At 42.7% G+C, this 12,361-nt stretch carries 12 protein-coding genes; 7 read left to right on the top strand and 5 right to left on the bottom strand.

Annotation, left to right across the window (positions count from 1 at the left end; translation table 11 throughout):
* From F6K37_RS19445 to F6K37_RS19455, 3 genes are all read right to left on the bottom strand, one after another.
* Nucleotides 1-1,842: ArnT family glycosyltransferase (locus F6K37_RS19445; protein WP_287251643.1), on the bottom strand; the 1,842-nt coding region annotated here is incomplete at its 3' end.
* A gap of 9 nt (nt 1,843-1,851) precedes the next feature.
* A complete protein-coding gene (locus F6K37_RS19450) occupies nt 1,852-2,019 on the bottom strand; it encodes a hypothetical protein (RefSeq protein ID WP_158026223.1) in 168 nt (55 codons plus the stop codon).
* Nucleotides 2,020-2,029: 10 nt separating this feature from the next.
* On the bottom strand, nt 2,030-2,719 hold the full coding sequence (locus F6K37_RS19455) for a glycosyltransferase family 2 protein (protein WP_008188476.1): 690 nt from the start codon (nt 2,717-2,719) through the stop codon (nt 2,030-2,032).
* 1,061 nt (nt 2,720-3,780) lie between these two features.
* Between F6K37_RS19455 and F6K37_RS19460 the strand changes: the two genes are divergently transcribed.
* From F6K37_RS19460 to F6K37_RS19480, 5 genes are all read left to right on the top strand, one after another.
* Nucleotides 3,781-4,980, top strand: coding sequence for a glycosyltransferase (locus F6K37_RS19460; protein ID WP_287251645.1), 1,200 nt, complete (start codon nt 3,781-3,783; stop codon nt 4,978-4,980).
* A gap of 187 nt (nt 4,981-5,167) precedes the next feature.
* Nucleotides 5,168-6,856 carry a glycosyltransferase family 39 protein gene (locus F6K37_RS19465; protein ID WP_287251646.1) on the top strand — a complete coding sequence of 563 codons (1,689 nt, stop codon included), beginning with the start codon at nt 5,168-5,170 and terminating at the stop codon, nt 6,854-6,856.
* Nucleotides 6,835-7,041 (top strand): hypothetical protein, encoded by a 207-nt coding sequence (locus F6K37_RS19470; protein ID WP_287251647.1) that lies wholly within the window; start codon nt 6,835-6,837, stop codon nt 7,039-7,041. Before F6K37_RS19465 ends, F6K37_RS19470 begins: the two co-directional genes overlap by 22 nt.
* A gap of 98 nt (nt 7,042-7,139) precedes the next feature.
* Nucleotides 7,140-7,886: a sulfotransferase family 2 domain-containing protein gene (locus tag F6K37_RS19475; protein WP_071102962.1), complete on the top strand. Its 747-nt coding sequence runs from the start codon at nt 7,140-7,142 to the stop codon at nt 7,884-7,886.
* Between the two features lie 82 nt (nt 7,887-7,968).
* Nucleotides 7,969-8,880, top strand: coding sequence for a CoB--CoM heterodisulfide reductase iron-sulfur subunit B family protein (locus F6K37_RS19480; protein ID WP_287251649.1), 912 nt, complete (start codon nt 7,969-7,971; stop codon nt 8,878-8,880).
* 425 nt (nt 8,881-9,305) lie between these two features.
* Here F6K37_RS19480 and rpmA read toward each other — a convergent pair whose 3' ends face one another.
* Nucleotides 9,306-9,578, bottom strand: a complete 273-nt coding sequence (gene rpmA, locus F6K37_RS19485) for a 50S ribosomal protein L27 (protein WP_008188487.1) — start codon at nt 9,576-9,578, stop codon at nt 9,306-9,308.
* A 76-nt stretch (nt 9,579-9,654) separates the two neighbouring features.
* Nucleotides 9,655-10,092 carry a 50S ribosomal protein L21 gene (gene rplU, locus F6K37_RS19490; protein WP_008188488.1) on the bottom strand — a complete coding sequence of 146 codons (438 nt, stop codon included), beginning with the start codon at nt 10,090-10,092 and terminating at the stop codon, nt 9,655-9,657.
* Between the two features lie 585 nt (nt 10,093-10,677).
* Here rplU and F6K37_RS19495 point away from each other — a divergent pair.
* Nucleotides 10,678-12,162, top strand: coding sequence for an alanine/glycine:cation symporter family protein (locus F6K37_RS19495; protein ID WP_502708044.1), 1,485 nt, complete (start codon nt 10,678-10,680; stop codon nt 12,160-12,162).
* A 47-nt stretch (nt 12,163-12,209) separates the two neighbouring features.
* On the top strand, nt 12,210-12,361 hold a 152-nt coding region (locus F6K37_RS44700; protein ID WP_353737297.1), incomplete at its 3' end, for a universal stress protein.

Genomic DNA, 12,361 nt, shown 5'->3' on the forward strand with positions numbered 1-12,361 from the left:
GGCTGATGTATTCTTAACGTTTATATGTTCAATCCTCACTGGTGAATCAGTCTGTTCTTGTAACAGTATCCATAATGGGTATTCCCAGTCATTGTCACCTAAATACAGTCCAATATCTGTACATTTATTACTTTTCAAAATATCACTAGCACCGAGGTAAGCTGATTGGATTCGAGACTTACTGTTAAAATATTGCTCAGTACGGCTAGTGTTGAAAATACTGTTAGCGCCCAGAAGAGGTCGTTCTCTGCCAGATAATGCCCATGGTAATGATGTGATGATCAGAACCACTGCTATAACATTGGCAACTTGACGTAGCTTAATTTGGGACAATACTATTCCAACTACTGCAGAAAAAAGTAAGAAAATTGGTAAATGAAGCCGACTGTTCCACCATTGCCATTTCAACAGGAAACAAAATAGCAGAAATATGCTAATAATCACAGCAATGTAACTGATTATATAGCGTTGCTTTCGACCCTGTCGTTGGATGAAACAAGCGATGACTGAAAAAACGATTAAAACTAGATGAAGGGTGTTGCTGGTGTTGTTTTCCGTAGCATTAATTCCCAGAGTTGATAAGCTACCAGGAATCCCAAAGTTTCCGGTATAGGTAGTGCGGGGGTCACTAATATCTACACTTAAAACAAGATGGCATAAATTAATTATCTTATTAGATATAGCATTAATAATCCCAATCGGTGTTCCCAGGTGAAGACCAATATTTCTCAAAATATTGGAGACTAATACTGACGTTGTAAAAATTTCATTAGTATATCGTAGTTCTTCTGAAGCCGTGGCAATTGGAGTGCCATACAATTCAAAGTTACGGATATAGTGACCAAGATTAAGTAAAATAACAATAACCCCTACCGCTAAAATTGGCTTCCACCATCGCCAACGTAGGCGCTTAATCATCATCAGTGAAAACCAAATAAATAAGGGTAATGTATAAATATAGGCTGTTGCTTTCGTAACAATAGCCATCCCCATGGTAGCACCAACCCCTAATATATTAATCCAGCTAACTCTGGATTTGATAGTCAAAATAATAAAGTAAGCCAAACAAATCACCCAGAACGAAACCACATAATCATTCTGGGTACTTGACCCTTGTAGGATTCCCATGGGAATAGTCGCAGCGACGACAGCAGCAAAAACCTGTCCTCGTATCGCCGCTCCCAATTCTTTAGCAATCAGAGATACCCCAATCACGCTACCAATCATACTGAACCATTGGACAAGATTAGCTAAGCGATCGCCCCCACTCAGGAGTTGAAAATGCATGATCGTAAATTCAGCCCAAGGGTTTTGGTAAAGCTGTCTGGGAATATGGGTAGGATAATGAGCAACACTGTGATGCTGCATCCAATGAAGGACACGACTCATGTGGTAAGTCATGGAATCCCAGGTATTGGGAGGCGCAACGATAGCAGTTAAGCCTACGGTAGCGACCAGAAATCCTATACCTCCAAGTAATACCAGTAAAAAACCAGAGATTTGGGCATTCCCATTGTTTGGATTTTGCCCATTCGTGGAGGGTGAGCTTTGCCCAATCCCATTTTGCCCAATCCCATGTTGTGAATCCTGGGTGCGGGTGACTCGTCCTGGTTTAACAGTCCGAAAGTAAGCAAAAATCAACGTCAGACTCAGTAAACCCCAGATTCCCGCTAACCAACCCCAAGTAATTAACTTAAATAAACTTAAAACTTCAGTGATAAAGGTTAATAAGACTCCCCAGGTAATAGCTGTCCACAATAGGGAACTACGCCAGCAATAATTGTAACGATAGATGAAGAGAAATAAAACAGTGAAGGTAATCAGAGGGAGCAAAGCCAACATAGTTAGTTATTATAGCAAAGGGAATAGGGAATAGGGAATAGGGAATAGGGAATAGGGAGTAGGGAGTAAGTGATTAACCAAAAGTTCATGTAGGGTGGGCAGTGTATCAGACAGATTCCGAAGTTTGTAATAGGGTTGCTCGGCACTGCCCACCATCGGATTATGACTGCCCACCATCAGATTATGACTAAGGAAAAAGATTGTATTTTAGGATACATAATATTGCCCGAAACCCATCCCTCCAGCCAATTTTTTTTCCTTCTTCGTAAGTGCGACCATAGTAAGATATTCCTACTTCATAGATGCGGCATTTCTTTTTGGCAACCTTAGCAGTAATTTCTGGTTCAAAGCCAAACCGAGATTCTTCGATTTTGATAGATTGGATAAGATCACGCCGGAATGCCTTATAGCAGGTTTCCATATCGGTAAGGTTAATATTGGTAAACATATTGGAGAGCATGGTTAAAAATTTATTGCCCACCATATGCCAGTAGTACACTACCCGATGGGGACCACCGCCAGCGAAACGGGAGCCATAAACCACATCCGCTTTGCCATCAATAATCGGCTGCATTAACAAGGGATATTCCTGGGGATCGTACTCTAAATCAGCGTCTTGAACGATTACGATATCTCCAGTAGCCAAGCCAAACCCAGTCCGTAAGGCAGCTCCTTTGCCCCGATTCTTGTGATGATAGACAACATGGTCAATCTGGGATTCTAGTGATGACTCTAAAATCTCTCTAGTGCCATCCGTTGAGTAGTCATCGACAACAATAATTTCGCACTCTTTAACCGGAGATGCTTTGACAGCTTCAATAACATTGGCAATTGTGTTGACTTCGTTAAAACAGGGTATTACAACACTTAGCTTCATAAGCTTAATCCTTAATAATAAGCAAATAATTTGATTAGCTTAAAACTTTACATAATCTTTACATAATCCCCGCCTAATTCCCCTAGCCTTTGGTTAAGTAGAGAGTTTGAGCCCCTAAACACATCACGAAATATTTACATAACGTCAGTTACATAAAGTTATGGGAAGTTTCCCCGTGATTAGATGGGATTGAACCCTCAAATTCAGGGCACGACCAGGATTGATAGACAGGTTTGAGGTTGACTACTTGACACCCTGAATAAATTAGTATAATTCTACTGTAGGATTATAAATAGATCAACTAAATAGAGCAACATAGAGCAACTAACATAGAGCAACTACTAAACCATTACGCTCAAGCCTGATTGGGGAGTCGTTGCTCATTACTCATTAGTATTTTGGTAAGCATTCAGCCGTCAGCGGTCAGCCGTCAGACTTTGGCTGATAGCTTGTAGGGTGGGCAAAAACAGTTTGCTTCTTTTGAGTATTCTAGATTATACTACTTTGCCCAACCTACTTTAATTGGTCTGATCCGCGACACGCTGATAGCAGCTTGTAGGGTGGGCAAAAACAGTTTGCTTCTTTTGAGTATTCTAGATTATACTACTTTGCCCACCCTACTTTAATTGGTCTGATCCGCGACACGCTGATAGCAGCTTGTAGGGTGGGCAAAAACAGTTTGCTTCTTTTGAGTATTCTAGATTATACTACTTTGCCCACCCTACTTTAATTGGTCTGATCCGCGACACGCTGATAGCAGCTTGTAGGGTGGGCAAAAACAGTTTGCTTCTTTTGAGTATTCTAGATTATACTACTTTGCCCACCCTACTTTAATTGGTCTGATAGCACTGATAGCTGATAGCTGATAGCTGAATGCTTACGTATTTTGACTAATGACTGATAACTAGTGACTAATAACTAAACTAATGACTAATGCCATAGGCTTGATAGCACTAGGTATTAGGCGCGCTAGACATTAAGTACTAACACCATTAACCCAAAACCTAACATCTAACATCTAGCACCATTAACCTAAAAAAAATTCCATCAACCAAGAGAGTATGTCTTTGGATACCAGTAATGACTACATAACACCAGAAGAATCTCACCTTAGTGATTCTTCCTTATCCTTGGTGATTCCCACCTATAACGAGAGTAGAAACATCGGGGAGCTAATTAGAATCCTGAGCAATTTGCTCGATGAAGCTATACCAAACCAATACGAACTAATTGTAGTAGATGACGATAGTCCTGATCGTACCTGGGAAATCGCCCAGGCTCTGATGTCGGACTATCCACAGTTACAGGTAATTCGCCGTCAGCATGAACGGGGGTTATCTACAGCAGTTATTCACGGCTGGAAGGTAGGTACTGGAAAAATTTTGGGGGTAATTGATGGGGATTTACAGCATCCACCAGAGATATTAGTAAAACTTTTGGTAGCAATGGAGGATGGAGCCGATATCGCTATTGCCAGTCGTCATGTAGACGATGGTGGTGTTAGTGATTGGAGTGTAGTGAGGCGTTTCTTATCCAGAGGTGCTCAACTTTTAGGATTATCGATTTTACCAGAAGTTATCGGTCGTGTTTCTGACCCAATGAGCGGTTTTTTTATGGTACGCCGTAGTGCCATTCAGGAAAAAGACCTCAATCCTCTGGGGTACAAGATTCTAATTGAAGTGCTGGCTAGGGGAAAAATTGGCCGAATTGCAGAAGTTGGCTATGTATTTCAAGAGAGACTCTCAGGAGAGAGCAAAGTTACCTGGAAACAGTATGTAGACTATATTAGACACTTACTCCGGTTAAGGTTTTCTCTCGGAACCATTGGTAAACTTAGAAAAGGCATTCCCTTCCCCTTAAAGCGGTTTATTCGTTTTGGCTTAGTGGGATTCAGTGGGGTATTTGTGGATATGACTGTGCTTTACTTACTCCATGACCCTGCTAGTTTGGGTTGGGGACTCACCCGCAGTAAAATTATTGCTGCTGAAGCGGCCATTATGAATAACTTTATTTGGAACGATGCCTGGACATTTAGGGATATAGCGAGTCAGCAGTGGGGATGGGGTAAGCGCTTGAAACGGTTTTTGAAGTTTAACCTGGTCTGTTTGATCGGTTTGTGCCTAAATGTGCTGTTGTTGAATCTGTTGTTTAATCTCCTGGGAATTAACTATCTGATTGCAAATGGTATTGCGATCGCAGCCGTTACTTTCTGGAATTTCTGGATTAATCTAAAACTCAACTGGCGAGTGACGCAAAAATAATGATAACCGGTTGACTGTTGACTGTTGACTGTTGACTGTTGACCGTCAACAGCAAAAGGTTTTAGGGAGTCGGGAGCGGTGCGACCCGTGGCGAATTTAATTCGCCAACGGAAAGCGCACCGAGGGAGTCGCGGTAATAAAATTGAATGTACTTCATAACAATGAATATCATCTATGGTAAACCTATATGGTAAACAAATTGCAGCAAACTCGTAGATTTACATCAACTTGGTTAGGGCTTTTAATTATTATCCTGTTGATGCTAGGAATAGTGTTTCGATTCGTAAATATTGACAAAAAAAACTACTGGATTGATGAAACCTTTACCTCGCTACGGATTTCTGGTTATCGATTGTCAGACATGATACCAGAAATTTCCAATGGGGATGCGATCGCTATTAAAGAATTACATAAGTATCAGCAGACAAATCCGGAAAAAACTTTGATTGGTACGATTAAGGGATTGGCGTTTGAAGAACCTCAACATCCCCCATTCTATTACGTGATGGCGCGATTTTGGGGGCAGTTATTTGGGAATTCAGTAGCAGTGAGGAGAAGTTTTTCAGCTCTGATTAGCTTGCTGATGTTTCCTGCTATCTATTGGTTATGTCAAGAATTATTCGAGTCGTCCTTGGTGGGATGGGTAGCTATGGCCTTAGTTGCCGTTTCTCCCTTTCAGGTATTGTATGCCCAAGCAGCAAGACAGTATGGCTTATGGGGCGTAACTATTTTGCTATCAAGTGCAGCACTGTTACGGGCAATACGCTTAACCAAACCAAGAAACACCACCAGTAAGATTAGAGACATCCTACACTTTATCTCTACCTGGGGAATTTACGCCCTCACGTTAGTGACAGGATTTTATACCTTTTTATTTTCTATCTTAGTAGCCATCAGCCATGGCATCTATGTACTGGTAACAGAACGGTTCCGCTTCAGTAAAATTATTGTTTACTATGGGCTATCATCGTTAATGGCTTTGATGGTATTTGTCCCTTGGTTACTGGTTTCTAACAGTAACCTTTCTAAGGTATCCAGCAAAACCAAATGGGCACTCAAAGAAGTTCCCTTATCATCATTAGCCCAAACCTGGCTGATTAATATTAATCGGAGTTTCTTTGATCTCAACCAAGGCTTAAATTTCCCCAGCGTAGTGGTCTCTGTAATAATCTTAATCCTAGTCGGCTATGCCATTTACTTTCTCTGTCGTCATAGTCCCAAACGAGTTAGTCTATTCATCTTGACATTAATTGGAGTTACCGCCTTAGCCCTAGTGCTACCGGATTTAATTTCCGGAGGCAAGCGTTCTAGCGTAACTCGCTATCTAATTCCCTGTTATCTTGGTATTCAGCTAGCAGTTGCTTACCTATTTACTAACAAAATAACTAACAAAGTAACTAGTATTTTTCAGGGAGTATGGCAACAGAAGCTATGGCGACTCGGAATGATTTTGCTACTGTCTGGTGGAATTCTATCCTGTGTGATCAGTTCTCAAGCAGAATTTTGGTGGAACAAGTATACTAGTGCTAACCATACCCAGGTAGCAGCAATCATTAACCAGGCTGACCAACCCCTCTTGCTGACAAAAAGTCTGGAAGTGATCTCCCTGTCTTACCTTCTCGACTCCAAAGTGAAGTTTTCTTGGTTAAGCGACAAATCCGTAAAGATGCCTAATGGCGAAAAAAGCAAACAGTTAATCATCCCCGAAAATACCGATGAATTCAGTGATTTATTTTTATATAATCCATCTAAGGAATTGCGAGAAAAATTCGAAAAACAATACAACTATAAATCAGAACTTATTGGCAAATGGAACCATAAACTTGAACCAACCTACGAAATTAAAACGTTTCTGTGGAAACTAGTAAAGCAATAAACTTAAGCATTCAGCTATCAGCCGTCAGCTATCAGCCGTCAGCCGTCAGCCGTCAGCCGTCAGCCGTCAGCCGTTGGCCTTTGGCCACGCTACTTGAGGTGCCGTCAGCTAAGAGCTCACACTACTTGAGGTGCTGCGCAAACAGTAGCCTGACCACAGGCCCAAAGCTGATAGCTGAATGCTGATAGCTGAATGCTGATAGCTGAATGCTGATAGCTGAATGCTGAATGCTGATAGCTTACGTCTTGTTTATAATAATCCCTAGAATAACAGGAGCTTGCTCATGGCAATGATTTGCCGTAAATACGGCTTACTCTACCTGATGGCACCGCGAACTGGTTGCACAGCAGTAGAAGATGTCCTCGAAAAAAAGCTAGAAGGTGAACTAGTCCCCCCCCAAGACATCCTAGACGCCAACGGAAAATTTTTGATGCACAGAAGACATCATTCTCTACGAGAGATGTTCAGACGCAATCTTTTGACAGAAAAAGAGGCAGCATCTTATCTAAAATTTAGTTGTATTCGCAACCCTTTTGACAGTTTAGCTTCCGACTATGTAAAAAGAGCCTCAAAATACCAACACTTTATCGCTGACTCCACGTCATGGGTTCACCGTCTACCGGGTTATATAGAAGACATGGAATTTTGCAAAACCCATTCATTTAATGATTGGATTGAGAAACACTATGGCTCTATTTACGGCAATGGACTGAAACGAACCCTTCAATCCCTGGTTCGGAATACTAATCGAAACCGACTTAAACAGTTTGTAGGTCTTCCCGCTGAACCGTATACACTCTATGGAAGTTATACCAAAGGTATGGATAGTGTAATGCGTTTTGAAACCCTTCAGGATGATTTTGACAGAGTCCTGGATAAAGCTGGAGTGCCCTTCAAAGTGCAAATACCAGTGATCAACAAAACCGAAGAAAGAAAGAAAAACTATCGAGAGTACTATAATGAGCGATCGCGAAAAATTGTCCAGTACGTTTTTCACGAAGAACTAAAGCGCTACGGTTACGAATTTTGAACAAGCTAGTAACGGTTAGGGCATCAGCTGTTACCCTTGAGCTGATCTCTAACCGCTTTAAGGCGATTAAGTATAAATTACTATGCCATCTGCTACGCTCAAATATGCCTATTTTCCCGGCTGTGTTGCTCAAGGAGCCTGTGGAGAACTATACCAATCTACGTCAGCTTTAACCCAAGCGCTAGGTATTGAACTGATTGAGTTGAAAAAAGCTGCTTGTTGTGGTTCTGGTACCTTCAAAGAAGATTCCCAACTCCTAGAAGACACTGTTAACGCTCGCAATATCGCCCTAGCTGAGGAGCTGAATCTACCCCTGTTAACCCATTGCAGCACCTGTCAGGGAGTAATTGGTCATGTAGATGAGCGTTTAAAGGAATTCCAAGAGACCGACACCGCTTATGTGGAAAAAGTCAATGGCTTGCTGAAAAAAGAAGGCTGTTCTCCTTACAAAGGCACTACGGAAGTCAAGCATTTACTGTGGGCATTGGTGGCAGATTACGGCATGGAAGCCCTAGCCGCACAGGTGAGTCGTAAGCTAACTGGACTCAAATGTGCTGCATTCTATGGTTGTTATTTGCTGCGAGCTCAGACATCAATCCCCTACGATGACCCAGTGCATCCAGAATCCATGGAAACTGTATTTCGCACTGTAGGAGCAACACCTGTATATTACCGAGGTCGTACTCAATGTTGTGGTTGGCCAATTTCTAGTTATGCCACAGAACAATCCTTCAAGATGGCAGGGAGGCATATTCAGGAAGCCTTGGATGCTGGTGCCGACTGCATGGTGACCCCTTGTCCGTTGTGTCATCTTAATCTGGACTCCCGTCAACCGGAGGTAGAAAAGGTGATTGGGCGTCAGTTCAGGTTACCAGTATTGCATTTACCCCAGTTAGTTGCCCTAGCGCTAGGGGTTAGTCCAAAGCAACTGGGTTTAGAACGGCACGTGGTTTCGACTGGACCTGTATTAGAGAAGTTGGGCCATAAAGTATGAAGTGTGACCTATCAAGTGTGAAGTCTAAATCCGGTTGACGTAAGCATTCAGCTATCAGCTATCAGCTATCAGCTTATGCGCGATGCGTGGCTATCGGCCAAGGGCAAATCCCCAGACTTTCAATTCTCATTAATCTGGAACTATTAAATTATCCTTTTCAAGGTTTATTTTAAGCTGTCAGCCGTGAGCTAAAAGCTGACGGCTGACAGCTGACGGCTGAATGCTTACCGGTTGACTAATTATCATCTCCCTTATCGGGTAATGGGTAATTGGTAGTTAACGATTACCCATTACCCATTACCTTTTGTCTTTGCCAGACATATTTTCAAGAGAAAAGCACCCCCTCGGGGGTGCCTCATCAGTTACCATCAACAGCAGCCAACTGCTGATGGAGGGATTTCAGTCTCAACTATAAACTGTTGTATCTAAGCTGATGCTTCGGTTTCAACCGGGTAAACGCTGACTTTTTTTTGGCTTTTGCCCCTTCTTTCAAAAGTGACTATGCCATCAGCCATGGCAAATAGAGTGTCATCACCGCCGCGACCAACATTGGTACCAGGATGAACCTTAGTACCTCGCTGACGTACCAAGATGTTGCCAGCCTTGACAAACTGACCACCGTAGCGCTTGACCCCTAGGCGTTTGGAATTAGAGTCACGACCGTTACGAGTACTACCTGTTCCTTTCTTATGAGCCATAATGTTCCTTTATATTTAGGTGTTTTTACGGGAATTTTGAGGTAATTTTGCCCTATGCACAAGTCTGAGCCATAAACTATTCCGGAGCAGTTTCAGCGGTTTCCTGAGTTGCTGGTGCTTCAGTTGCTGGTGCTTCAGGGGCAGTTTCTGCTGAGACTGGTGCTTCCTCTGCTTTGGAAACCGAGGCGAGCACAGAACCATTCATACTAATAGCATCAATCATCAGACGGGTTTTTTCCTGTCTGTGTCCCCGCTTCTTACGGGTTTTCTTCTTGGGCTGCATTTTGTAGACGATGATTTTGCGATCGCGAAAGTGTCGCATCACCGTTCCTTGTACGGTTGCTCCTTCAACTAAGGGCTGACCGATGCTGATTTCACCATCATGATTAACGAACAGGACTTTGTCGATGGTGACATTTTGCTCTGGTTCAACGTGCAGTAGTTCGATGTCGTAAAAGCGACCGGGTTCGACTCGCAGTTGCTTGCCACCAGTTTCGATAATTGCGTAGGTCATGGATTTGTTTTTCTATAGTTGCCGTACAGGTAGCTGGTTAGTGTTTGTTCCGATGGATAGGATTTCTTGGTTGTGCCAGCTTTTGCTATGCCTTCACCTGATCCGAGCAGGAAAGTACACTTGACACTCCCCACAGCTATAAGCCGGGGGATTCTTGGCTCCACGACTTGACTTGCCATGACAGGTTTACACCAAGCACAGTAGAGGCCAAATCTCCCCAAGCGTTCAGATCATGGATCTAAGTTCCGGTGTGCCCCACCGTACTCATGGTTTTTGCTAAGACTTGCCAGGCTTTGTCTAATTTTTTGTCCAATGACTTTCGCAGGCGACCAGATCGTTAGACCAGACTTGCGCAATGTGCATTTTCTTGACACATTCTTTACGCTGCCTACTTATATCAAAGAGTAATTTTCCCAGCTTGATCACTTCTTTATTATATACTAAATAGCCAGTATCGGCATTCCAGATAAAAATTAGCTCACGGGGAATTTATTCCCCACGGGCTCATTCCCATAACTATAAGTTAAAGGCTTTTGCCCTTCGAAATCTCGGTAAGTCCTGGTAAAAAAGTATTGCTAAAAGACGTTGACACTAAATCCTATTTTTTTTTACTCATCCACTCTAGCTCTAGCAGCAAACAACTCGGTTCTAACTAACCTCACGGCTATTGTTAACCAAATCTTAAATGGCATATCTAATGTACTCTTCTTTAGCATCGGTGGTATGCCACTGATTGTCTTGTGGCTAGTCTGTGGTAGCCTATTCTTCACCTTCAGGATGAACTTCATCAACATCTGGGGATTTCGACACGCCATTGACATCGCCTTAGGCAAATACGAGCAACCCAACCAAAACGGTGAAATCTCTTCCTTTCAAGCTCTATCAACTGCCCTATCCGCTGGTGTTGGACTCGGTAGCATTGGCGGTGTTGCCTTTGCCATCAGTATCGGAGGACCAGGAGCTGCGTTCTGGATGACCCTTGCTGGCTTATTTGCCATGAGCAGTAAATTTGTAGAATGTACCCTGGCTCAAAAATATCGAGTGGTCAGACCAGACGGAACTATAGCTGGTGGTCCAATGTATTACCTCTCGGCTGGTTTAGCCGAAATGGGATATCAAAAACTCGGGAAAATTGTGAGCCTCCTATTTTGCATCTTTGCTATTGCTGGGTCATTTGGTGGTTCGAGCATGTTTCAAGCTAACCAATCCTTTGAAGTAATGGCCAGCGTAGTCCCCTGGCTGATCAATCGAGGCTGGCTTTATGGATTAATTCTGGTTGGCCTAGTGACATTGGTGATTATTGGTGGCATTCAACGTATTGGCTTAGTGGCTGGTACCATCGTACCCGTCATGTGTGGGATCTACATTTTGACATCCCTCTGGATTCTAATTGTCAATTTTTCCAGCATCCCATCTGCCATCGAAACTATTGTGACAGAAGCCTTCTCTCCCCAAGCCGTTGAGGGAGGTTTGATTGGGGTGTTAGTACAGGGATTAAGGCGTTCAACCTTTACTAATGAGGCAGGTATTGGTTCATCTGCCATGGCTCACGCCGCTGCCAGGACTGAGGAACCAGTGCGGGAAGGAATTATAGCCCTACTCGAACCTTTTATTGTTACTGTGGTCATCTGCAATATGACTTCTCTAGTAATAGTCATCACTGGAGTATACAAAAATCCTGAGTTTGCTGACTTCGGTGGTGCCGAAATGACCGCTGCTGCTTTTGGGAGTGTAATTAGTTGGTTTCCCATCCTCCTTGCCATCTCTGTGTTCTTTTTTGCTTTCTCTACCATGATTTCATGGAGTTACTATGGTGAAATCTGTTGGGATTATTTGTTTGGTTCGAGAACGTTGATTGTCTACAAAGTATTATTTCTTATCACCATCTTTATTGGAGCTGTGGCTAACCCAGAAGCAGTCATTAATTTCAGTGATAGTATGCTTTTTTCTATGGGTTTACCTAATCTTTTCGGTGGCTACTTACTCTGTAGCAAAGTAGCCACTGAACTTAAAGACTATATGGACCGCTTGAATGCTGGAAAAATAGTTACCGTCACTCAATCTTCCTAGAAGATTAGTATTTATAATATTTTTAAACAAGCCATAGGAGTGAATCTATGAGCTTATTTGCCACCGACCGTATACTTGTCCCAATTGATTTTTCTGAAACCTCCTTTGAGGCTTTAGAAAAAACAATAGACTTTGTCAAGGATGCATCTCATATATACGTTATCCATGTCCTACCTCCTCTCAACCCTGGTGAACCGGG

It is taken from the genome of Moorena sp. SIO4E2 (assembly GCF_010671945.1).
GTDB lineage: Bacteria > Cyanobacteriota > Cyanobacteriia > Cyanobacteriales > Coleofasciculaceae > Moorena > Moorena producens.

Excerpts from the sequence above, each read along its gene's own strand:
- F6K37_RS19455 (WP_008188476.1), bottom strand. The coding sequence starts at position 2,719 with ATGAAGCTAAGTGTTGTAATACCCTGTTTTAACGAAGTCAACACAATT.
- F6K37_RS19465 (WP_287251646.1), top strand. The coding sequence starts at position 5,168 with ATGGTAAACAAATTGCAGCAAACTCGTAGATTTACATCAACTTGGTTA.
- F6K37_RS19450 (WP_158026223.1), bottom strand. The coding sequence starts at position 2,019 with ATGGTGGGCAGTCATAATCCGATGGTGGGCAGTGCCGAGCAACCCTAT.
- rplU (WP_008188488.1), bottom strand. The coding sequence starts at position 10,092 with ATGACCTACGCAATTATCGAAACTGGTGGCAAGCAACTGCGAGTCGAA.
- F6K37_RS19460 (WP_287251645.1), top strand. The coding sequence starts at position 3,781 with ATGTCTTTGGATACCAGTAATGACTACATAACACCAGAAGAATCTCAC.
- F6K37_RS19480 (WP_287251649.1), top strand. The coding sequence starts at position 7,969 with ATGCCATCTGCTACGCTCAAATATGCCTATTTTCCCGGCTGTGTTGCT.
- F6K37_RS19475 (WP_071102962.1), top strand. The coding sequence starts at position 7,140 with ATGGCAATGATTTGCCGTAAATACGGCTTACTCTACCTGATGGCACCG.
- rpmA (WP_008188487.1), bottom strand. The coding sequence starts at position 9,578 with ATGGCTCATAAGAAAGGAACAGGTAGTACTCGTAACGGTCGTGACTCT.